Origin of the sequence: Psychrobacillus sp. PGGUH221 (genome assembly GCF_042055255.1) — a bacterium.
GTDB lineage: Bacteria > Bacillota > Bacilli > Bacillales_A > Planococcaceae > Psychrobacillus.
Map to the genome: position 1 here is coordinate 268,756 of NZ_JAQMHQ010000006.1, position 21,935 is coordinate 290,690.

Consider the following 21,935-nt stretch of genomic DNA (forward strand, 5'->3'; position numbering starts at 1 on the left):
TGTCTGAATTATATTGACTTTTTTCTACTATCACTTTTTATGCTTCTAACATTATCGTCACAGGTCCATCATTTGTAAAAGTAACGTCCATCATAGCACCAAAAATCCCGGTTTCTACAACAAACCCCTTCTCACGAAGCTTATCATTAAATAATTCCCATAAAGACTTTGCAATTTCTGGACGTGCTGCATCAATAAAACTCGGTCTTCTTCCCTTTCGAGTATCTGCGTATAACGTAAATTGAGAGACAGAAAGGATAGATCCACCAGTTTCTACAATAGAGTGATTCATCTTTCCTTCTGCATCTTCAAATAAACGTAGTCCAGCAATTTTGTCGGTTAAATAGTTTATTTCTTTTTCACTATCTGTTGAAGTAATGCCGACTAATAATAGATATCCATGACCAATGGAGCCAGTAATTTCCCCATCAACTGTTACAGATGCATTTTTGCAACGCTGTAATAATACTTTCATGAGAAAAAAACCCCTTTAATTTATAATTCGTTGAACCGAATATACATCCGGCAATTGCTTAATACGATCAGCCACTTTATGTAAATGGGCAATATCTGTGATTTTTATTGTCATATTAATCGTTGCAATATCATTTTCTATTTTTCCACTTACAGCAGCGATGTTCGTTTTTGACTCATTTACTACTTGCAGTACTTCGTTTAATAGACCAGCTCGATCAAAAGCAGATACTTCTATATCTACTTGATAGTCTTTTTTCATTGGAGTATCCGATTGCTCCCATTCCACTTCGATTATTCTAGAGTGGGATTCATCACTTTGAACGTTAGGGCAATCTGCTCGGTGAACCGAGACTCCTCTTCCTTTAGTTATAAAACCTACTATTTCATCTCCAGGTACAGGGCTACAACATCTAGAAAGTCGTATTAACAAATTTTCTATGCCTTTTACAACAACACCAGATTCAGTAGACTTTTTAGGTGCAGGAGCTTTCATTTCAGTTGTAATTTTTTCGAGTGCTTCTTCTTGGTCGCGAATTTTCCGCATTTTCTCAGCTAATCGATTTACAACTTGCTGTGCTGTAATTCCATTGAAGCCAACAGCAGCATACAAATCCTCTTCCCCGGCAAATGCATATTTCTCGCATACTCGTTTAATGTTATCAGGAGTTAATACTTCTTTTACATCAAATTCCTGTGCTTTAATTTCTTTTTCAATTTGTTCTTTACCTTTAATAACGTTCTCATCACGAAGCTGCTTTTTAAAAAATTGCTTAATCTTATTTTTTGCTTGTGAGGATTGGGCAATTTTTACCCAATCGCGACTTGGCCCAAAGGATTGCTTAGATGTTAAGACCTCGATGATATCCCCTGTTTTTAACTTCGTATCTAACGGAACCATTTTGCCGTTCACTTTCGCACCAATGGTTTTATTACCAACTTCAGAATGGACTCGATATGCAAAATCTATTGGAACTGAGCCTGCAGGAAGTTCAATTACATCACCTTTAGGGGTAAATACGTAAACCATATCAGAGAACAAATCGAATTTTAAAGATTCCATAAACTCTTCCGCATTTGAAGATTCTTGTTGAAACTCTAAAATCTCTCTAAACCATGTTAATTTCGAGTCAATATTTTGTTTATTATTTTCAACCTTTTTACCTTCTTTATATGCCCAGTGAGCTGCAACCCCATATTCCGCAATATTATGCATTTCTTCTGTGCGGATTTGCACCTCTAACGGATCACCATTAGGACCAATTACAGTCGTATGGAGTGATTGATATAAGTTTTGTTTCGGCATCGCTATATAGTCTTTAAATCGACCAGGCATTGGTTTCCACAGTGTATGGATAACCCCTAAAACGGCATAACAATCTTTTATGCTGTTGACGATAATTCGCATAGCTAGCAAATCATAAATCTCATTAAATTGTTTGTTCTGAACAACCATTTTACGATAAATACTGTATATATGTTTTGGTCTACCCGAAATATCCGCATCTACTTCCATATCATCTAACTGTTTACGAATATCATTCATTACATTTTTTAAGTACGCTTCTCGTTCCGTACGCTTCTTTTTCATAAAATTAACAATGCGATAGTATTGTTGGGGATTTAAATAGCGAAGTGCTGTATCCTCAAGTTCCCATTTCACTGCTGATATTCCAAGACGATGGGCAAGTGGAGCAAATATTTCTAATGTTTCGTTCGAAATACGTCGCTGTTTTTCTTCCGGTAAATGTTTTAACGTACGCATATTATGTAAACGGTCTGCAAGCTTTATTAAAATAATACGTATATCTTGTGCCATAGCAATAAACATTTTTCGGTGATTTTCCGCTTGCTGCTCTTCTTTTGACATATATTTTATTTTACCTAGTTTTGTAACACCTTCGACTAGTAGTGCAACTTCTTCATTAAATTCACGAACGATATCTTCTCTCGTATATTCAGTATCCTCTACAACATCATGTAAAAAGCCAGCAGCAACGGTTTCGGGATCCATTTGAAGATCAGCAAGAATTCCGGCTACTTGAATAGGATGTAATATGTATGGTTCACCAGAATTTCGGAATTGTTCTCGATGCGCATGCTCTGCTAAATTATATGCTTTTTTGACAAAGGAAACATGCTCTTCATTCATATAAGTAGAGAGTGTTTGGAAAACATCTTCTGCTGTCTTCACTTGATCTTTTGCCATGCTAAGTCACCTGATTTCGTTATATTTCTAGAATAGTATATAAGTTATATTGTATAAAAAAAAAGATGGACTTGTAAAGTCCACCCCTTTGACTGTTGAGAAAAGCAAAGCTTAAGAAAATAAAAGCACTCAACGCTTTCAAAGAAAGTTTGTTAATGAAGTAATTAGTATTGCATCAATGTGCAAATATCATAGTTATCCAGCTTATTTCTTCCTTCTAAATACGTTAGCTCTATTAAGAAAGCACAACCAACTACAACTCCACCTAGCTCTTCTACTAATTTAATGGTTGCATCAATTGTACCACCAGTAGCAAGTAAATCATCTACGATAAGAACCTTTTGACCAGGTTTCACGGCATCTTTATGCATCGTTAAAACATCTTTTCCATATTCCAAACCATATTCTGCACGAATTACTTCACGAGGAAGCTTGCCCTCTTTACGAACAGGAGCAAATCCAACACCAAGTGCATAAGCAACAGGACAACCTATTATAAATCCACGTGCTTCAGGTCCTACAATAATATCTGCTTGTACTTTTTTAGCATATTCGACAATTTGGTCAGTTGCATATTTATATGCTTCTCCATTATCCATAATTGTTGTAATATCTTTAAAACTAATACCTGGTTTTGGCCAGTCTTCTACTGTCGTCACATATTGCTTTAAATCCATAAATGCTCCTCCTCAGGAACGGTTTGTACTGCTTTCCGCTCTTCAAACCATTGTTTCAGCTCCATATACGGGGCGTATAATAGCTTTTGTTCAAGTTTTATTTGTTTCTCACGTTGTTTATACGCTGGTGCTTCCGATAAATCTGACTTAGTCAGTTGTTCATTTAACACTAACATCCCATTGTCTATTCTAACAAAATTAAGTTCAAAAAACACCTGTGACATAAAATTAATTGTATTTTGACTCCAGCCTGTATGTTTGGATAGTTCATGAATATTCTTTTTCAATGCAAATGTTTTTCTTTTAGACAAAAATGAAAAATACCATTTGAACTGTTCCCGAGAAGGAAGTCCTTCAAAATAAATAGAATCATTGCCATAAAAGTGTGCATAGACTCTTGACCAATTGTGGTATTCTAACAATTTATTAATAGAAGATTCATCATTTGGCAAATCCAATATAGTGACATAATCTGCTTTGATCTGATGATTTATTAGATCAGCAAAAATCCAAATTTTTTCTTTTATAAGAGAGTTAAAATGGGAAACAGTATCTTCGTTAAAAGCAATAAATACATTTTTTTCTACAGGTATCGTCGGCAACCAACGATTTACTTGACGAATACCACGTATATCAAACAGCTGCCAATCGTTTGACTTGGCATCTTCAATCATTAGCTGAGGTTTTTTCCGACCATTCCATTCATTAATTTGTAAATCTCCAATGAATGAGAGTTTAGCTGTTGGTGAAATCTCATCCGCTAATTCTCCTTTACCAAAGCCAATGGCATCCAAAGCTATACCACCATATTTGAGCTCCATTTTCACATGGTTTTGTGCAGAACCAATTTTTCGTACTGTTGCAACCTCCACATTTTCTATACAGTACACAGGCTTAGCAAAATCCATCCCAAAAGGAGAAAGTTTTTGTAAGGATTCTATTGCTTCCGTTGTAATTTCATTCATTTCCAGTGGTACATCAATGGAAACAACTGGTATTAAATGCTCATCCGTCAAACAAGCTTTCGCTTGGTCTATTAATCTATCTCTTAATTCTCCAACATTATCAAGCGGCAAAGTCATACCTGCTGCCATAGGATGTCCACCAAAGTGAGGTATAATATCACTATTTTTAGCGAGCTCCTTGAACATATGGAAGCCTTCTATACTTCTAGCAGAACCTTTAGCAATTTGTTTTTCTTCATCAAACCCCAATACGATTGCGGGGCGGTAATACTTTTCTACGAGTTTGGAAGCGACAATTCCTAAGACGCCAGGATTCCAATCTTTTTTGCCAACAACAATTACACTAGGTCCTTCTATGTTGCCAGCCTGTTCAATTAACTGAATAGCTTCGTCGGATATCTGTTTCACAATGGCTTGTCTTTCTTTGTTTTTCTCATGTAACATGTTTGCGATTGCGTGTGCATCAGCTGTGTCTTCTGTTAAAAATAATTCAACACCTGGAGCTGCTTCACCTAATCTACCTACTGCGTTTATTCGGGGTCCAAACATAAACCCTACTGTTTCCTCGTTAATGGTAGGCACTTCAATTCCGCTAACTTTTGCCAATGCTTCGATAGCTATCAGATTTGACCCATTCATTTGCTTTATTCCTTGCTGCACAAAGTAGCGGTTCTCTCCTGTTAAGGAAACTAAATCCGCAATTGTTCCAATTGCAACTAAGTAATATAACTCCTTAGGAACCTCACCTAATAAGGCATGTGCTACTTTAAATGCGACACCGACTCCAGCTAAATGTGGAAACGGATAAGATGTATTCTTTAAACCGGGATGTATAATGATATCTGCTACTGGAAGTTCCTCACCTGGTTCATGGTGATCCGTTACAATTACATCCATACCAAGATCTTTTGCAAATTGAATTGGTTTAAGTCCAGAAATTCCATTATCTACGGTAATTATTAATCTAACACCTTCATCGTAAGCTTCTTGGAATAAACGCTCGCTAGGGCCATAGCCATCAATAAATCGATTCGGAATTTTAAAAATCACATCTGCACCCATAGAAAGTAAGGTTTTCATCATTACTGTAGTACTAGTAATTCCATCAGCATCATAATCTCCATATACCATAATCCTTTCTTGTTGATCAATTGCTTTGAAAATACGTGCAACTAGCTCGTCCATCCCATTCAGTAAAAAAGGATTATGTATATGGTCTTTCGTCAAATGTAAAAAGTTATAAGCTTCTTCTACCGTTTGAAAACCTCTTGATACCATTACTTTTGCACAAACACTAGGTATAGAAAGTTCCTTCTCAAAAGTAGATACTAATTGTTCATCTGGTCTTGAAATTTTCCATCTTTTTTGCGACTGAATCATATTTTCACTTCCTTAACCTCTATTATACTACAAGATTATATGGAGCTAATAAAAAAACCTTTAACTTTCGTCAAAGGCTTTTGTTTGATTATTCAGCTGTTTCTCTTGTTGTACATGTTGAAAATCGTTTAAAGAAGCATTTTTCTTTTCAAGTTCTTTTTCTAAATTTCTTACTTTACGGGTAAGAACAAATGAGCGATATATTGCAATAGAACCACTTAGGAGAGCACCAAGAAGTGCAGAACCTAAAATAACTAAAATGAGCGGCCACTGCGCTGTACCAATAACGTAATTTACAGGTACTTTTTCTACATTATTAACAGCAAAAAGAGCAATAATAACGGCAAATATTAATCCAAATAAAAGTGACCATTGTAATTTCATCTATATTCCTCTTTTCAATAAAAAAATAGAACAGAATATATAAAATATACCCTGTTCTATCTTTTATTAACCATTATACGACAGGCTCATCTGAACCCCATTTTTTCTCTTCTTTTTGTACATCGATCCCACCAGTTTTCCGCAGCTCTTTCACTTTTAAATCAAACCAAACTTGAACTGCGATAAAAATGGATGAATATGTTCCTGCAAGTAATCCAATTAGCAATGCGATAGAGAAGTTTCGAATTCCTTCTGCACCAAAGATTAATAATGCAACAACTACTAATACAACAGTCAGTACTGTATTAACGGAACGACCAAGTGTTTGTCTTAATGACTTATTAACAATTATCGCAAGTTCCTCTTCTGTCGTAATCTTTTTACTTCGATGCAAGTTCTCTCGAATACGGTCAAATGTAACGATTGTGTCATTAATTGAATAACCTACAATCGTTAACACTGCTGCTATAAACGTTATATCGACTTCTAAACGTAATATACTAAAAACAGTTACCATTAAGAATGCATCATGTACTAAGGATACGATGGAACCTACACCCATTCTCCATTCAAAACGGAATGCAACGTAAATTAAAATACCAAGTGCTGCAATAGAAAGGGCTTTTATTGCATTTTTTGCAAGCTCTTTTCCTACTGTCGGAGATACACTACTTACAGTTGGGTCAATACCAAACTCTTGAGTCATTTCCGTTTTAAGTGTTTTAACTTCTTCTTGCGTAAAGTCTTCTTTGTAACGAACGACTGCGAGATCATTATTTTCACCTGAAATTACTATATCTTCTGATGAAAGACCAATGTGATCCAGTTTTTCTGCTACAACTTCCTGCGTTAACGGTTGAGATGATTTTATATCTACTCGTGTACCACTTGAGAAGTCTATTCCAAGATTTAGTTTTAATGTACTTAACACAATAATCCCTGCAACGGTCAATACAATAGAAATAGTATAGAATATTTTACGGCTGTGAACAAAATCGTAACGATCAAATTTGGTCGTCAAATCAAGTGTTTCCACATTTTCTTCAGGTGCGTGAATTCGTTTCTTAGGAATACCAAACCAACCTGGTTTATTATCCCAATACCCACTATTTACAAGTAAGCCTAATAATAATCTTGAAGCCCAAACTGCAGTTAGGAATACTACTAAAATACTGATGATCAACAATGTAGCGAACCCTTTTACAGAACTTGTACCAAAGTAGAATAAAACGATAGCTGCCAAAAGCGTCGTAAGGTTAGCATCTAGTATTGCTGTAAATGCCTCTTTTGCTCCTGTATTAAACGCTTTTTTAACAGACTTACCAACACGTAATTCTTCCCTTATACGTTCATAGGTCAAGATGTTCGCGTCTACTGCCATACCTACACCAAGAACAATCGCAGCGATACCAGGAAGTGTTAATACACCATTAATCCAATCAAATATTACAAGGATCAAGAAAATGTAAACGACTAAAGAAATAACTGCTATGAAACCTGGAAGACGATAGTAGAAAATCATAAAAATAAATATTAAGGCAACTCCAATAATACTAGCTAATATTGTACTATTTAATGCTGATTCTCCAAATTGAGCACCAACAGAAGTGGAGAAAATTTCCTCTAAGTGAACAGGTAATGCTCCAGCATTTAAAATACCTGACAAGCTTTTAGTTTCCTCAACAGTAAATGTACCGGAAATTTCAACACTATCTGAACTAATTCTTTGTGACACTCGAGGGGCTGATGTGAATTTAGGATCAGGTTTTAAAACCTCTTCTTTATAGGAATCTACGCCCTCTTCAAAATCCAGCCAAATAACTAATACATTATCTGGTGCTGGTTTAGCAGCGATTTCTTCCGTCACTTGCGCAAACTTATTTGCATCTTTTAACTCAAGCGTAACGATTGGTTGTCCATTTTGGTCAAAGGCTGCTTTTGCTCCGCCTTGTTTTAAATCAGTTCCATCCAGCTTGATATTATCATCTGAATCACGGAAAGTTAAATTTGCTTGTGTAGAAAGCAGCTCTCTAGCAGAGTTTTGGTCTTCTACTCCTGCAAGTTGCACACGGATGCGGTTGCCACCTTCGATTTGAATACTAGGTTCACTAACTCCTAATACATCAATACGGCTAGTTAAAGCGGAAGCGGTATCCGCTACTACATCCTCTGTAATTTTTTGTCCCTCTTTTAATTCTTCTACTTGATAAAGAACTTCAAATCCACCTTGTAAATCTAAGCCTAGTTTAATATTGTTTAGTACTCCACTAACTGTAGGACTTATTGTCCCTGCAAAGATTACAAGAAGTAATAAAAACGCAACTATGCGTCCTCTAGTTTTCATATGTATATTTCCTCCTAAAAAGCTACCAACGTTGTCAGCTACGACAAGCAACAGGCGTCTGATGCTAAACAATTACTATAAGATATATGTTCTACTTCAAGAAACGCAACATATTTATTATGAAACACGATAGGCTCTCTGTCAAATAACGGAATGATTATTCATCATCCTTTTTATGATTTAACAGCAGTTGAAGTTCTTCTTGATTGACTTCAGAAAACCAATTGGATGTTTTAAAATTCTCGATCTGTTCAAAGGTCATAAATTCTGCTGGGGATATCGAGAGAATATCATTAATAATTTGATAAAGCGGAATTTCGGGTACTACTTTTTTACGCCATTTCTTCGTGATACAAAAATTCCAAATATCAATTTCTGTTACAGTCTTATATTGATAAACTTCGAACTCTGTTTTCTTACTTTCTAACGCAGGTAGTACATGTGAATATATTTCTTCGTATGTGATTTTCAAAATACCGCACCCCGTTTAAAGAATAATGTACCTACTAGTTTGCATATTGTAATTGTAAACGATGTTCCTGTATTTGAGAAGGAAGTGTTTATGTGTCTACATTTTTAAGAGGATCTCTTTTGTTAATGCTCGCCATCTTTTTATCAAAGTTTTTAGGTTTTATTTACCGCATGCAATTTGTTCGTTTAACCGGAGAAGAAGCATACGGCATATATATGACCGCTTATCCAGCTTTCATTTTTTTTCTATCTCTTATTCAGCTTGGGATCCCTATTGCAATGTCAAAGATTATTGCAGAATTAAGAACGAGAAATGCAGTTTCTAGTTATTTCTCCGTCATGCGTACATCCGTTTTTGTTACTGTTATATCTATTCTAGCATTTACTCCTATTTTCCTTTATGTCACACCATTTATTTCTGAAAATTTATTAAAAAATGATGCTATAACAATGACACTTTATGTTTCTATTGCTATTGTACCTATAGCGGCAGCAGGCGGAATCTTAAAAGGATTCTTTCAAGGAATAGCAAGAATAGAAGAGACAGCCGTTTCCCAGTTGATGGAACAAATAATACGAATTTTACTTATTAGTTTTTTACTCCCTCTTCTACTTACATCAGCTTCCCCTAAAGAAGCAGCAGCTTATGCGATGGGAATGTCCTTACTAGGAGAAGTTGCGGCCTTACTTTACCTAAGATGGAAATATGTAAAATGGAAAGCGAAGCAAACAATAAAAAAAGCTTCCAATGCCTATCCACTTTCACCACTCTTTTCAATAGCTTTGCCATCTTCAGGTAGTAAACTATTTGGTTCTTTCACATGGTTTTTAGAACCCATAATCTTTATCAAAGCTCTCGCAATAACAGGTATTACAAGTGTTGCCGCTACGACACTATACGGTGTTATCTCCGGAGTTTTAGTACCATTGTTACTCTTTCCATCCTTTATTCCTTACGCATTGTCTGTCGTGCTCATTCCAGCCGTAAGTGATGCATTTGCAAGACGTAACAATTCACTTTTAAAAGAAAGAATTCATTTATCTTTAAAATTCTCTACCTTAACAGGATGTTACGCTGCTACACTATTTTATTTACACGGTGGAGAACTCGTTTCTGTACTATTTCATGTAGAAAATGCAACTGTTTATATGAAAATTTTGTCACCTATATTTTTCTTTTATTATATTCAAAGTCCATTGTTTTCAATTTTACAAGCTTTAAACAACTCTAAGGCAGCTTTTTTAAACTCGTTATATGGCGGAGTTGGTAAATTACTTTTACTATTTTTTCTTGCTTCTCAAGCAGCCATCCAAGAAAAAGGAGCAGTCGTTGCGATTGGTTTTGGTGTTTTGATTACTTCCTTTTTACATATTGCTTCTATAAGAGAAAAAAAAGAAGCACAGATCGGCTTCTCGTTTTTCGCACTTCCATATGTCATTTTCTTACTCACAATTGTTTCACGTCCGTTACTTTTTACTATTGGCGAAAGGTCGTTATTAATTGATTGTTTTGTAACTCTTCTATATCTAACGATTGGATTAGTTCTTTTTAGACAAATAAAAAGAAAAGAAGTCAGTGTTATTCTACAAATACTTCGAACTTCTAAAAAGAAGTTTTGAGTTGAATATACAAAGAATCATCTTCATAACTACAATAAAAAATCTTATTTACGTCTATTATTAACTTTTTTTCTAGTTCTTCTCTAAGCCATTTCTCGTCTTTCCCAATTCTATGTAAATGGTCTACTTGAATCTCACCATCTATTATGAGGGGAAAGACATATTGTTGACTTTCTTTCTTAAAGACAGATAAATTACCAGATGGTTCTAAAAAAGCGTAGGAAACGGATTGAATAGAACCTATTTGTTGTTCTCTTAATTGTTGTAATAAATCATCTAGGTTGTAACGTTGTTTTCTCATTTCTTTCTCATTGATGATACCATCTTTCATTATAATGGATGGCTTGCCTTCCATTGCGTCTCGAAAATTCTTACTTTTTAATGAAAAATAAGATACCCCAACTTGAATGATTAATAATATAACCATAGGCACTATAGCATGAATAAACTTACTCTTAGGATCATCTAAGGCTAGAGCTCCTATTTCTGCAATTAGTAAAAAAACTACTAAATCGAAAATGCTTAGCTCACCGACTTCTCGTTTTCCCATTAATCGAAGAATACCTAGAATAATCCAATACAATAAAAAAGTACGTAAAATAATGATGAGAATATCGTTCATCCTATCACCTCATTACTACTCTGCCCCAAAAAAAAGAACTTACTCATAAATAGAGTAAGTTCTTTTTTTTATTGATCTGAAACAACTCGTCCTACTGCAACACGTTCAAATTGCAAACGTGTTCCATCTGCTACGACTACAAAAATAGTTGTATCATCTACTGCATCTATCTTCCCGTGTAAACCACCAACTGTAATAATTTGATCTCCACGTTTTAGATTATTTTGCATTTGTGCTGTACTTTTTTGACGTTTTTGTGCTGGTCGAATGATAAAAAACCACATCACTGCGAACATAGCAATTATCGGCAATAAGCCTGCTAATGAATCCATATTATATATCCCCTCCTTTTTTCTCTCTATCTAGTATACAAGAATCAGAAATTTTTTGCATTTGGTTTGTTATACCCATATTCTTCAAAAAACTCTTCTTTGAAATCTAACAAGCGATCTTCACGAATTGCTTGTCGTACATCTTTCATTAGATTCATTAAAAAATGAAGATTATGATATGACGCTAACCTTAACCCAAATGTTTCATCTGCTTTGAAGAGATGGCGAATGTAAGCGCGTGAGTAGTTCTGACAAGTGTAGCAATCACATTTCTCATCAATTGGTCCAAAATCACGTGCAAATGCAGCTCCTTTGATAACTAATCGACCTTTTGATGTGAAAAATGTCCCGTTACGGGCTATACGAGTTGGAAGTACACAATCAAACATGTCAACACCACGAATAGAGCCATCGATTAATGAGTCTGGAGAGCCCACTCCCATTAAATAACGTGGTTTGTTTTCTGGCATCATTGGTGTAGTGAAGTCTAGTACTCGATTCATAACATCCTTTGGTTCCCCAACTGATAATCCACCAATTGCGTACCCCGGAAAATCGAGCGATACTAGATCTTTTGCTGATTGACGACGTAATTCTTCATATTCTCCACCTTGTATAATACCAAATAATCCTTGCTTATTTGTATTTGTATGTGCAGTCAAGCAACGTTCAGCCCAACGAGATGTACGCTCCACTGACGCTTTCATATACTCAAATGTTGCTGGATATGGCGGACACTCATCAAATGCCATCATAATATCGGAGCCTAATGCATTTTGAATCTCCATTGATTTTTCGGGACTCAAAAATAGTTTGTCTCCATTCAAATGATTGCGGAAATGAACTCCTTCTTCTTCGATTTTACGCATATCGCTTAAACTAAATACTTGGAAACCACCAGAATCCGTCAAAATTGCACGGTCCCAGTTCATAAATTTATGTAGACCTCCTGCTTCACGAATAATATCATGTCCAGGTCGTAGCCATAAGTGGTACGTATTACTTAAAATAATGCCAGCTTCCATCTCTTTAAGCTCTTCTGGTGCCATCGTTTTAACAGTAGCTTGTGTACCTACAGGCATAAATGTTGGTGTTTCAAACGATCCATGGGGTGTGTGAACAATTCCTAGACGAGCACCAGTTTGTTTATCTTTTTTTATTAACTCATATGTTATTGCAGACATTTAATAATTCCTTCCTTTTATAAACATTGCATCACCAAAGCTGAAAAAGCGGTATTGCCGTTCGATCGCTTCTTTATAGCCGCTTAATATAAATTCTCTAGATGTTAGAGCACTAACTAACATCACAAGTGTTGATTTCGGTAAGTGAAAATTGGTAATCATTCCATCAATACATTTAAATGAATACCCAGGGTAAATGAAAATGGATGTCCAACCACTATCTTCTTGTATTGTGCCATCAAACTTTGTAGCAACAGTTTCCAACGTTCTTGTAGAAGTAGTTCCTACAGCAATAATTTTACCTCCAGCTTTTTTTACCTCATTAATGGTTTTAGCAGTATCCTTTGAAACACGGTAAAATTCTGAATGCATTTCATGATCATCAATCGAATCCACACTTACTGGACGGAAAGTTCCAAGTCCAACATGTAGTGTTACAAATGCTATTTTAACACCTTTTGAGCGTATTTCATCTAATAACGTTTCGGTAAAATGGAGACCTGCTGTTGGTGCGGCTGCTGACCCTTGTTCTTTAGCGTACACAGTTTGATAACGATCTTTATCATCTAATTTTTCATGAATATACGGAGGAAGTGGCATTTCCCCAAGCTGATCGAGTACTTCAAAAAACACACCTTCATATTCAAAGTTGAACACTCTGCCACCGTGTTCTTTTAATTCAGTACATACTGCTGTTAACAAGCCATCGCCAAATGATATTTTCGTTCCTACTTTTACTCGCTTGGCAGGTTTTACAAGCGTTTCCCAATGATTACCTTGTATTTGTGTTAATAACAACACTTCAACATGTGCACCTGTTTCTTCTTTTATTCCCATTAAACGAGCAGGCATAACCTTTGTGTCGTTCAGTACGAGACAATCTCCTTCGTTTAATTCTTCCACGATAGAAGAAAAGGTTTCATGTTTAAATGAATTATTAGGATAATCTGCTATCAGAAGCTTGCTACTTGTTCGTTCTAAAAGTGGCGTTTGTGCAATTAATTCCTCTGGTAATTCAAAATCAAAATCTTCTACTCTCATATTCCTTACTTCCTTTATTAGTTATCTCTTTCAATTGGTAATGGTATACCTAGATGTTCATATGCTAGTGGAGTAACAATTCTACCTCTTGGTGAACGTTGTATAAATCCTATTTGCAATAAGTAGGGCTCATATACATCTTCAATAGTAGTCGATTCTTCCCCAATACTTGCAGCTATAGTGTCCAGACCAACAGGACCTCCTCTAAATCGCTCAATCATCGCTGTAATCAGTTTATGATCAATATGATCCAAACCTCTAGGGTCGATTTGTAGTAGTTCTAATGCTTCGCGGGCAAGTTCAATGGAAATGTGACCATTTCCCCTTACTTGAGCATAATCTCGTACTCGTTTTAACAAGCGATTTGCAATACGTGGGGTTCCTCTTGAACGTCTAGCGATTTCTCCAGCAGACTCATGATCAATTGACGCATTAAATAACTCCGCACTTCTGACAACAATAGACGTTAAAGCCTCTTCATCATAAAATTCGAGTCTTAGCAACACACCAAAGCGGTCTCGTAGTGGGGCTGATAATGCCCCTGCCCGTGTGGTAGCACCAATTAAAGTAAATGGCGGTAAATCCAAACGAACACTCCTAGCGGAAGGTCCTTTACCAACCACGATGTCTAAACTGAAGTCTTCCATTGCAGGATATAATACTTCTTCAATCGATCGATTTAAACGGTGGATTTCATCAATAAATAAGACATCTCCCGGTTCTAACGAGCTAACAATAGCAGCTAAATCACCTGGTCGTTCGATTGCTGGACCGCTTGTCATGCGTATTTGTACATCCATTTCATTTGCTATAACTGCCGCAAGAGTAGTCTTCCCAAGACCTGGAGGTCCATACAGAAGACAATGATCTAAACTTTCACTTCTCATCCTAGCTGCTTCAATAAAGATTTCTAAATTATGCTTTATTTTATCTTGTCCAATATATTGTGATAATAATTGTGGGCGAAGGGATTGCTCAAACGGCTCATCATAATTAGAAATCTCACTCGAAATAACACGCTCCGTCATAGCTTGAACCTCCTTTCCCTATTTGCCTGAAAATAATAATTGTAAAGCTTTTTTCATAAAATCATCTGTTTTTTGTAAAGATTCATTTCCTTTTAGAATTGGACGAATTTTTGATAGTTCCCGCTCAGAATAACCTAACGCAGCTAATGCTAGCATCGCTTCTTCTAATTCATGAGTCGCTTGTCCATCCTCAAACAGAGTTGGTTCCTCTTGTGTAAAATCAAAATGCTCTATGTCAATTAAGTCATTTAATTTACCCTTTAAGTCAAGAATCATTTGACGAGCAGTTTTCTTCCCTACTCCAGGAAATTTCACTAAATAGGATTCATCTTCACGTTCTATCGCTTGAATAACATGAGTTGGTTCTCCGCTAGCTAATATAGCAAGTGCTCCTTTTGGACCGATACCAGAAACGAGTATTAGTTTTCTAAATAACTCTCTTTGGGATAAATCTAAAAACCCCATCAAATTCTGAGAGTCTTCCCTTACGTGTAAATACGTGTACACTTGAATAATTTCTTCACTTTTACGAAAAGAAAAAGGATTCGGGGTTAATAATTGATACCCAATCCCTTGTTGTTCTATTACTACATACTCAGGTGTAACTCGTGTTACTTGACCTTTTATATAATCATACATATTTTATCCCTCACTATCGACAAACCTATTATAACATAACTAGAAATGTGCACGTATAAGACAGTACACTTTTAGATGTAGAATACAAGAAAAGGTCGCTCTCTATAAAGAGCAACCTTCTCCAAGTCTATTATAATCTGCCTAAATTATAGCATAGCTTTGGCCATTCTGTTAGTGCTTTGTTGGTATACGGTATCAATTGGTCTATAAATTTTTGTTTTCTCTCTAAAGGCAAAGCATACGCATAGAGCCATTCTCTATATAATTCGTTCGGATACATCAAAGCTTCCTTATGCTTTGTTGCGATCTTTTCCAATAGCGGAAACTCACTTAACAATATAAAAATGTCATAGTTAATCGCAGGCAGAACGCGGTGCATCCATAATATTTCTTCCATTTCTTTTGGACCAATGACAGCAAGATCAAAATCGATAATTTTATAAGCTTTTTCATTGGATAAAAAATTATGATGTACTACATCGCCATGCAGTATAGTAGTATCTTTATTATTAAATAATTGCATATTTTTTAGAGCTATATCACCTAAGTGCAGGAGCATCTTTGTTTTTTTTTCACCTAAATAAAATTCCACAAAATAAGAGATTTCTTTCATTTTTAAGGAACGATTCTGCCATTTTGCAAACAAATCAAACGGCTGAAGCAGTTTCTGATTATCCCATTTAATATATTTGTTCGTATCATGTAACTGTTCTAACAGTGAATAAACTTCCAAGCGATCTGTTTTGCTTCCATAATCAACTGGATGTGTACCTTTGAACCAAGGCTGGATGATAAAGTCTTCCTGAGCTGATTCTAATACTGGCAGTATAAAAGATTTATCGAGCTGATGTAATTTATGGTGAATAATTCGAATCTTTTCTGCATGTTCAACAGTTGGATATTTTTTTACAGAAAATAGCCCATTTTCATTTTCCCATTTCCATACATTCTTTTTTATTTGCCGAATGTAATTACTCACTTTTTAAAAGTGATGATACGGATAAGGTGGACAAGCAAAAACGGGTACATAGCAAATATGAACGTATGGATGACCACCCCATGGTTGCATCTGTTGATGATGCATTTCTGGTTGCATTTGTGGATACATTTGCTGGTCCATACAACCGCAAGGATTCATTGGCTGATAGTGTTCAAATTGTTGCATTTGTGGGTACTCTTCAAATGGTTCCATCTCCTCAAATTCTGAAGAAACTTCTTCCATGATTGGGCTCACATATTGTGGTTCCATTTTTTGGGGTTGTTCAACATGATATACTGGACTTTCTTCTTTTTCATGGTCATCATTATGAATATTTATATGAATCGATGTAGATTCAATTAGTCTCCACCCTTGAGGTGATGGAGTCATATCTAAATCAGGAACTGGCATTATATGAAACGGCATTGCATATGGCTGTGGTTGTTGGACTTGTTGAATTTGTTGGATATTTTGAATAGGCTGCATAGGTTGAGGTGGTGGGGCTGCTGGAACTTGTTGAATAGGTTGCACTGGTGGTGCCATAGGTACCATTGGAATAGGTTGAAACGGCATAGGCATTGGAACAGGTTGTATCTGTTGTGCCTTACTAATTGGTTGCATCTGTTGTGCCTTACTAATTGGTTGGACTTGCTGTGCCTTACTAACAGGTTGGACTTGTTGCATTTTCATGTTGTTACCGGTTTGCGGCTGGATAATGACTTCCTCCTTATTTACCATTTCTTTTTTTACAGGACGATCATCGCTATATGGATGTCTCATAGACTCCATTTTGCTCTTTTCAGGAATAAAAATCTTCATTCCTGGCACAATGTATTCTGGATTTGCAAGATGTGCATTTAATTTCTTTAATTCATCAAATGATACACCGTAGTTTCTTGATATTTTCCAAAGAGTATCCCCTTTTTGGACAATATGAGTTTGCAAAGACTTCCTCCTTCCTTCCCTTTAAAATATGTACATCAATTTCAAATGGTCACATCTTTTTAAAACATTCTAGCTACCCTTCATGTTAAACTTATGAAAAGACAGTAGGTAGTTATGCAAGTTTGGAGGGTTTATAAATGAAAAAGTTAAAAGGATCAGAGAGAAGAAATTGGATTTTTTCTTATTTAAAAGAGCAAAATCATCCTGTAACAGGAGGGGACTTGGCAAAGCTAGCAAATGTGAGTCGGCAAGTAATTGTAAATGATGTCACTTTGTTAAAAGCTACCAATATTCCGATTGTTTCAACTAGCCAAGGATATCTTTTGCTTCCAGATAAAGAATTGAATGCGTGTGTTTCTAAACGAGTTGCATGTAATCACCAATCTAAAGATTCTGAAGATGAATTACTAACATTAGTAGATGCAGGTGTAACAGTTGAAAATGTGACTGTAGAACATCCCGTTTATGGCGAAATCACTTCTCCCATTATGGTTTCCAATCGTCATGATGTCGAAATGTTTTTAAAGAAGGTAAGAGAAACAGATGCCCCTTTCTTGTTGGAACTAACATCGGGAGTTCATTTACATCTTATATCTGCCCCAACGGAAGAAATATTGAATAGAGGAATTGATGGAATTCGAAAAAAAGGCTACCTGATAGAGGAATAAGCCTTCTCACATAAAAAAAGAAGCCCTTCTCATTCGGAAGGAGCTTCTTTTTCTGTTTCATATGTATTGTAGGACCCAAGTGATTTTACATCACAACCTAAAGCTTTTAATTCTTCTATAGCGCCAATCATCATTGGCATTTTTTCATCTTCTAAAACATCTATTACGAAAAAATATTGTCCCAAGCCGGTTTTAAGAGGTCGGGATTCGATTTTACTTAAATTGAGCTGTCTCCATGCAAAAACGGATAATACTTGGTGCAATGCCCCTGAACGATCATCCTTAGGCAAAGTAATCATGACAGTCGTTTTCATTTGTCCAATATGTCCTGACTCTTGAATACAAAGATTTTTTTTGGAAAGTACGAAGAAGCGTGTATGGTTAAAATGGAAATCGTGAATGTTTTGCTCTACAATTGCTAGATTGTACTCACTTGCTGCAGATGAATTCCCAATTGCTGCAATACATAGCTCTTTATTTTCCGAAACATACTTCGCAGCGGCTGCTGTAGAAGTCGATTGTTCAAGTGGAACTTTCCCAAATCGATAATATAAATATTTATGACATTGTGCTAATGCATGTGGGTGCGAATAGATAGTCGTTATTTCTTCCCAATTCTTTTTATTAGTTGGATGAACCATTAAATGTTGCTCAATTGGAGCTTGTATTTCTGCAATCACGTATAGGTTTGCCTCATGAAATAAATAATCAATTGTTAAAGGAACGGTACCTTCTAATGCATTTTCAAGTGGAACGACAGCGATATCTACACTCCCATTTGCAACTGCTTCTATGCATTCTGGAATTGTTCGAGTTGGAACAAGTAATTCATCTTGAAACAAAGCTTTCGAAGCAAGATGTGTAAAAGATGCTTCTGGCCCAAGAAAAGCCACTTTTTTTGTATCCATCGTAAATCCTCCTTACAAAGCACCAGAACTAATAACTTCAGCAGATTCCACAAAGTCTAGTCGCTTCATTTCATTTATAAATTCATCTAATTGCTTTGTCATCTCCGTTACATCAAGAGACAAAGTAACGCTTGCTCTCCCTTGAATAGGGATCGTTTGATGGATCGTTAAAATGTTGATAGACGATTCCGCAACGAGCTGCAAAAGTCTTGCAAGCGTCCCTTCTCTGTCCTCTAGTTGTAAAAATACAGTTAATATTCTTTCCTGGACAATCGAATGGAAAGGAAACACCGCATCACGATATTTATAAAAAGCACTTCTAGATAAATCTACTTCTTTTACCGCATCCCAAATGGAGGATACTTTACCAGATTGGAGAAGATGCTTTGCTTCCAAAGTTTTTTGCATCGCTTCGGTAAGCACATCCTCCCTTACTAAATAGAATCGCTGATGTGTAACATCTTTCATACGGTTTCCTCATTTCCCTATTCGATAAATTCAAACTCAAATTCTAATAGACGTACTGTATCTCCATCTTTTGCACCGCGCTCACGTAAAGCATCATCAATACCCATTCCACGTAATTGTCTAGAAAATCTTCTTATGGAATCTTCACGACTAAAGTCAGTCATTTTGAATAAACGCTCCACTGTTCCACCAGATAACACAAATGCACCATCATCGTCTCTTGAAATAGTGAAATCGTCTTTTTTCGCTTCGTGTTTGTACATAACAGATGTTTCTGTTTCTTCCTCGGTCAAATCGTGCAGCGGGAATTCAGGAGCTACTTCTAACATATCTGCAATAGCAAATAGTAAATCCTGTAATCCTTGACGTGAAATTGCAGATATAGGGAAAATTTTCACTTCTGGTCCTACTTTTTCTTGAAATGCTATCAAGTTTTCTTCTGATTCTGGCATGTCCATTTTATTTGCAACGATAATTTGAGGTCGTTCCGTTAAACGAAGATTATATTGTTTTAATTCTTCATTGATTGTTAAGTAATCTTCATAAGGATCACGGCCTTCAAGACCAGACATATCAATTACATGCACAATTACTCTTGTTCGCTCTATATGACGTAGGAATTGATGTCCTAGACCTACACCCTGGTGTGCCCCTTCAATCAGTCCTGGTAAATCAGCCATCGCAAAACTACGATGATCTTCTGTTTCCACCATTCCTAAATTAGGTACGATCGTTGTAAAATGATAGGAAGCAATCTTAGGCTTCGCGGATGAAACCACTGATAATAAAGTAGACTTTCCAACGCTTGGGAATCCTACTAAACCAACATCAGCTAAAACTTTAAGCTCTAAAGTAACAGATAATTCTACTCCTGGCTCTCCTTTTTCTGAAAGCTCTGGTGCAGGGTTTGCTGGCGTAGCAAAACGAGAATTACCTCTTCCTCCACGTCCACCTTTAGCTATAACAGCCTTTTGTCCATGTTCTACTAAGTCAGCGATAACTTGTCCTGTTTCTTCATTCATCACTACTGTTCCCGGAGGAACTTTAACCAATAAATCTTCTGCATTAGCACCGTGCATGTTCTTACTATGACCATGTTCTCCACGAGTTGCTTTAAAATGGCGTTTATAACGGAAATCCATTAATGTGCGTAATCCTTCGTCAACTACGAAAATTACATCGCCACCATTTCCTCCATCACCGCCTGCTGGACCTCCCATAGGCACATACTTTTCACGACGGAATCCTACCATCCCATCTCCGCCGTCTCCACCTTTGACGTACACTTTTACGTGATCTACAAACATTTAATTCACTCCAATCTTTCTCTTGCGATTAATTTAAATTTAATATGGGAATCTGAATTTATTTCTTTCTCCACATCCATTAAACCATTCAAACATTCATCAACCCATGTATAGGTAGACCATTCACCCTTCAGTTCTACTTGTACCTCTAATACATCAGCTGTAAATATGTAGACATTTAGTGTCTGTTCCTGATAGCCCTTAAGCAATGGATATATCGTCTGTACAAATCGCTCTAAATAATTCTTTACAGGTTCATCGTAATGTCCTGCCCCTACTTTTTGAATGGAGGTTCCAAATTCCAATGTTATTTTATTGTAAGCTAAACTAAACGTTTGTAACCACTCATTTGTAAGAAGTAATCCTGTATTATTCACGTCGAAAAATTGAGTGCACTTTAATGAATACGTTCGTATAAGATTTTTTGCTTCATCATATCTTCCCATATCTAAGTTCATCTGAATTAAATGCAAATTATTTAAATAATCATGCATTGTATGACGCAATACTTCATTAATAGTTTTTTGTTTAGACTCCATTGTATACACGCTCCGTAAGTAAGCTTTCCTTATTTAGTATAACAGGTAATACTTAATTTTTCTCAAGAGAAAAGAAAAAGGACTGCAAAATGCAGTCCTTTTATTTTTTGATTAAGCTTCTTGAGCTACAGGATATACACTTACTTTTTTCTTGTCGCGACCGAAACGCTCAAAGCGTACTACACCGTCAACTTTAGCAAAAAGTGTGTCGTCTCCTCCACGTCCAACGTTTTCACCAGGGTGAATTTTAGTACCGCGTTGGCGATATAAAATAGATCCTCCTGATACGAATTGTCCGTCAGCACGTTTAGCACCTAGACGTTTCGCTTGAGAGTCACGACCATTACGAGTCGAACCTACCCCTTTTTTGGATGCGAAAAACTGAAGATTTAATTTCAACATATGTTCCACCTCCTACTTTTTGAAGGTTATTTTTATATACTTACCATAGTCTTGTTCAATCGTTTGTAAAGATACAATCATCGCTTCAAGAATTAGCTGTATATTTGCAGCTTTTTCAGGATTCGATATACTTGGCACTTCGACATATAAGTAGCCTCCGTCACCCTTTTGCTTAATAATAGGTGTGATTTCAGTAAGAGAGATGACAGCATTCACCGCACCAAATGATACAGCAGAAGCACCTGCACAAACTAAATCTTTCCCATGTTCGGCAAAATCAGCATGTCCTTTCATTTCAAATGAATGAATAAGACCTGATTGATCTTTTGTAACAGTCACTTTAATCATC

The 21,935-nt window shown here is 36.2% G+C and carries 23 protein-coding genes; 2 read left to right on the top strand and 21 right to left on the bottom strand.

Annotated features, from left to right (window positions below; translation table 11 throughout):
• Window positions 1–37 precede the first annotated feature (37 nt).
• The 7 genes from dtd to PGC35_RS12330 all read right to left on the bottom strand — a co-directional run bounded on the left by dtd (window position 38) and on the right by PGC35_RS12330 (window position 8,905).
• Window positions 38–475 (bottom strand): D-aminoacyl-tRNA deacylase, encoded by a 438-nt coding sequence (dtd, locus tag PGC35_RS12300; RefSeq protein ID WP_375219368.1) that lies wholly within the window; start codon window positions 473–475, stop codon window positions 38–40.
• Between the two features lie 15 nt (window positions 476–490).
• Window positions 491–2,683, bottom strand: a complete 2,193-nt coding sequence (locus tag PGC35_RS12305; RefSeq protein ID WP_053588790.1) for a RelA/SpoT family protein — start codon at window positions 2,681–2,683, stop codon at window positions 491–493.
• Window positions 2,684–2,847: 164 nt separating this feature from the next.
• A complete protein-coding gene (locus PGC35_RS12310) occupies window positions 2,848–3,360 on the bottom strand; it encodes an adenine phosphoribosyltransferase (protein WP_375219369.1) in 513 nt (170 codons plus the stop codon).
• Entirely contained in the window at window positions 3,351–5,705 is a 2,355-nt protein-coding gene (recJ, locus tag PGC35_RS12315; protein WP_375219370.1) for a single-stranded-DNA-specific exonuclease RecJ, read from the bottom strand. Before recJ ends, PGC35_RS12310 begins: the two co-directional genes overlap by 10 nt.
• Before the next feature lie 60 nt (window positions 5,706–5,765).
• On the bottom strand, window positions 5,766–6,089 hold the full coding sequence (locus PGC35_RS12320; RefSeq protein ID WP_375219371.1) for a LapA family protein: 324 nt from the start codon (window positions 6,087–6,089) through the stop codon (window positions 5,766–5,768).
• Window positions 6,090–6,162: 73 nt separating this feature from the next.
• Entirely contained in the window at window positions 6,163–8,433 is a 2,271-nt protein-coding gene (gene secDF, locus PGC35_RS12325) for a protein translocase subunit SecDF (RefSeq protein ID WP_375219372.1), read from the bottom strand.
• Window positions 8,434–8,590: 157 nt separating this feature from the next.
• Window positions 8,591–8,905, bottom strand: a complete 315-nt coding sequence (locus PGC35_RS12330) for a post-transcriptional regulator (RefSeq protein ID WP_053588785.1) — start codon at window positions 8,903–8,905, stop codon at window positions 8,591–8,593.
• Between the two features lie 92 nt (window positions 8,906–8,997).
• On the opposite strand from PGC35_RS12330, the gene PGC35_RS12335 reads away from it, so the two are divergent.
• A complete protein-coding gene (locus PGC35_RS12335; RefSeq protein WP_056831569.1) occupies window positions 8,998–10,524 on the top strand; it encodes a putative polysaccharide biosynthesis protein in 1,527 nt (508 codons plus the stop codon).
• Here the strand turns inward: PGC35_RS12335 and PGC35_RS12340 are convergent.
• The 8 genes from PGC35_RS12340 to PGC35_RS12375 all read right to left on the bottom strand — a co-directional run bounded on the left by PGC35_RS12340 (window position 10,508) and on the right by PGC35_RS12375 (window position 17,294).
• The gene (locus PGC35_RS12340; protein WP_375219373.1) at window positions 10,508–11,146 is read right to left on the bottom strand and encodes a DUF421 domain-containing protein; all 639 of its coding nucleotides are present in this window, start codon (window positions 11,144–11,146) and stop codon (window positions 10,508–10,510) included. The two genes, PGC35_RS12335 and PGC35_RS12340, sit on opposite strands and share 17 nt — an antisense overlap.
• A 68-nt stretch (window positions 11,147–11,214) precedes the next feature.
• On the bottom strand, window positions 11,215–11,478 hold the full coding sequence (gene yajC / locus PGC35_RS12345) for a preprotein translocase subunit YajC (protein WP_375219374.1): 264 nt from the start codon (window positions 11,476–11,478) through the stop codon (window positions 11,215–11,217).
• Between the two features lie 44 nt (window positions 11,479–11,522).
• Window positions 11,523–12,662: a tRNA guanosine(34) transglycosylase Tgt gene (tgt, locus tag PGC35_RS12350; protein WP_056831563.1), complete on the bottom strand. Its 1,140-nt coding sequence runs from the start codon at window positions 12,660–12,662 to the stop codon at window positions 11,523–11,525.
• A complete protein-coding gene (queA, locus tag PGC35_RS12355; RefSeq protein WP_053588780.1) occupies window positions 12,663–13,703 on the bottom strand; it encodes a tRNA preQ1(34) S-adenosylmethionine ribosyltransferase-isomerase QueA in 1,041 nt (346 codons plus the stop codon).
• Window positions 13,704–13,720: 17 nt separating this feature from the next.
• Entirely contained in the window at window positions 13,721–14,731 is a 1,011-nt protein-coding gene (gene ruvB, locus PGC35_RS12360) for a Holliday junction branch migration DNA helicase RuvB (RefSeq protein ID WP_053588779.1), read from the bottom strand.
• Window positions 14,732–14,749: 18 nt separating this feature from the next.
• A complete protein-coding gene (gene ruvA, locus PGC35_RS12365) occupies window positions 14,750–15,370 on the bottom strand; it encodes a Holliday junction branch migration protein RuvA (protein WP_375219375.1) in 621 nt (206 codons plus the stop codon).
• Window positions 15,371–15,500: 130 nt separating this feature from the next.
• On the bottom strand, window positions 15,501–16,349 hold the full coding sequence (locus PGC35_RS12370) for a phosphotransferase (protein ID WP_375219376.1): 849 nt from the start codon (window positions 16,347–16,349) through the stop codon (window positions 15,501–15,503).
• 3 nt (window positions 16,350–16,352) lie between these two features.
• Window positions 16,353–17,294, bottom strand: coding sequence for a LysM peptidoglycan-binding domain-containing protein (locus tag PGC35_RS12375; protein WP_375219377.1), 942 nt, complete (start codon window positions 17,292–17,294; stop codon window positions 16,353–16,355).
• A gap of 137 nt (window positions 17,295–17,431) precedes the next feature.
• Here PGC35_RS12375 and PGC35_RS12380 point away from each other — a divergent pair, with 137 nt between their 5' ends.
• Window positions 17,432–17,962, top strand: coding sequence for a transcription repressor NadR (locus PGC35_RS12380; RefSeq protein WP_375219378.1), 531 nt, complete (start codon window positions 17,432–17,434; stop codon window positions 17,960–17,962).
• 29 nt (window positions 17,963–17,991) lie between these two features.
• On the opposite strand, the gene pheA is transcribed toward PGC35_RS12380, so the two are convergent.
• From pheA to PGC35_RS12410, 6 genes are all read right to left on the bottom strand, one after another.
• Complete coding sequence (gene pheA / locus PGC35_RS12385) at window positions 17,992–18,870, bottom strand: prephenate dehydratase (RefSeq protein WP_375219379.1); 879 nt, start codon at window positions 18,868–18,870, stop codon at window positions 17,992–17,994.
• 12 nt (window positions 18,871–18,882) lie between these two features.
• Complete coding sequence (locus tag PGC35_RS12390; protein WP_053588773.1) at window positions 18,883–19,338, bottom strand: ACT domain-containing protein; 456 nt, start codon at window positions 19,336–19,338, stop codon at window positions 18,883–18,885.
• A 17-nt stretch (window positions 19,339–19,355) separates the two neighbouring features.
• Window positions 19,356–20,645, bottom strand: a complete 1,290-nt coding sequence (gene obgE / locus PGC35_RS12395; RefSeq protein WP_053588772.1) for a GTPase ObgE — start codon at window positions 20,643–20,645, stop codon at window positions 19,356–19,358.
• A 5-nt stretch (window positions 20,646–20,650) separates the two neighbouring features.
• Window positions 20,651–21,184, bottom strand: a complete 534-nt coding sequence (locus PGC35_RS12400) for a Spo0B domain-containing protein (protein ID WP_375219380.1) — start codon at window positions 21,182–21,184, stop codon at window positions 20,651–20,653.
• 111 nt (window positions 21,185–21,295) lie between these two features.
• The gene (gene rpmA, locus PGC35_RS12405) at window positions 21,296–21,586 is read right to left on the bottom strand and encodes a 50S ribosomal protein L27 (protein ID WP_053588770.1); all 291 of its coding nucleotides are present in this window, start codon (window positions 21,584–21,586) and stop codon (window positions 21,296–21,298) included.
• Window positions 21,587–21,598: 12 nt separating this feature from the next.
• Window positions 21,599–21,934 carry a ribosomal-processing cysteine protease Prp gene (locus PGC35_RS12410; protein ID WP_053588769.1) on the bottom strand — a complete coding sequence of 112 codons (336 nt, stop codon included), beginning with the start codon at window positions 21,932–21,934 and terminating at the stop codon, window positions 21,599–21,601.
• Window position 21,935 lies beyond the last annotated feature (1 nt).

What these genes read in the sequence shown, in the direction of transcription:
- dtd (WP_375219368.1), bottom strand. Translation starts at nt 475, where the DNA reads ATGAAAGTATTATTACAGCGTTGCAAAAATGCATCTGTAACAGTTGAT.
- PGC35_RS12305 (WP_053588790.1), bottom strand. Translation starts at nt 2,683, where the DNA reads ATGGCAAAAGATCAAGTGAAGACAGCAGAAGATGTTTTCCAAACACTC.
- PGC35_RS12310 (WP_375219369.1), bottom strand. Translation starts at nt 3,360, where the DNA reads ATGGATTTAAAGCAATATGTGACGACAGTAGAAGACTGGCCAAAACCA.
- recJ (WP_375219370.1), bottom strand. Translation starts at nt 5,705, where the DNA reads ATGATTCAGTCGCAAAAAAGATGGAAAATTTCAAGACCAGATGAACAA.
- PGC35_RS12320 (WP_375219371.1), bottom strand. Translation starts at nt 6,089, where the DNA reads ATGAAATTACAATGGTCACTTTTATTTGGATTAATATTTGCCGTTATT.
- secDF (WP_375219372.1), bottom strand. Translation starts at nt 8,433, where the DNA reads ATGAAAACTAGAGGACGCATAGTTGCGTTTTTATTACTTCTTGTAATC.
- PGC35_RS12340 (WP_375219373.1), bottom strand. Translation starts at nt 11,146, where the DNA reads ATGAACGATATTCTCATCATTATTTTACGTACTTTTTTATTGTATTGG.
- yajC (WP_375219374.1), bottom strand. Translation starts at nt 11,478, where the DNA reads ATGGATTCATTAGCAGGCTTATTGCCGATAATTGCTATGTTCGCAGTG.
- tgt (WP_056831563.1), bottom strand. Translation starts at nt 12,662, where the DNA reads ATGTCTGCAATAACATATGAGTTAATAAAAAAAGATAAACAAACTGGT.
- queA (WP_053588780.1), bottom strand. Translation starts at nt 13,703, where the DNA reads ATGAGAGTAGAAGATTTTGATTTTGAATTACCAGAGGAATTAATTGCA.
- ruvB (WP_053588779.1), bottom strand. Translation starts at nt 14,731, where the DNA reads ATGACGGAGCGTGTTATTTCGAGTGAGATTTCTAATTATGATGAGCCG.
- ruvA (WP_375219375.1), bottom strand. Translation starts at nt 15,370, where the DNA reads ATGTATGATTATATAAAAGGTCAAGTAACACGAGTTACACCTGAGTAT.
- PGC35_RS12380 (WP_375219378.1), top strand. Translation starts at nt 17,432, where the DNA reads ATGAAAAAGTTAAAAGGATCAGAGAGAAGAAATTGGATTTTTTCTTAT.
- pheA (WP_375219379.1), bottom strand. Translation starts at nt 18,870, where the DNA reads ATGGATACAAAAAAAGTGGCTTTTCTTGGGCCAGAAGCATCTTTTACA.
- PGC35_RS12390 (WP_053588773.1), bottom strand. Translation starts at nt 19,338, where the DNA reads ATGAAAGATGTTACACATCAGCGATTCTATTTAGTAAGGGAGGATGTG.
- obgE (WP_053588772.1), bottom strand. Translation starts at nt 20,645, where the DNA reads ATGTTTGTAGATCACGTAAAAGTGTACGTCAAAGGTGGAGACGGCGGA.
- PGC35_RS12400 (WP_375219380.1), bottom strand. Translation starts at nt 21,184, where the DNA reads ATGGAGTCTAAACAAAAAACTATTAATGAAGTATTGCGTCATACAATG.
- rpmA (WP_053588770.1), bottom strand. Translation starts at nt 21,586, where the DNA reads ATGTTGAAATTAAATCTTCAGTTTTTCGCATCCAAAAAAGGGGTAGGT.
- PGC35_RS12410 (WP_053588769.1), bottom strand. Translation starts at nt 21,934, where the DNA reads ATGATTAAAGTGACTGTTACAAAAGATCAATCAGGTCTTATTCATTCA.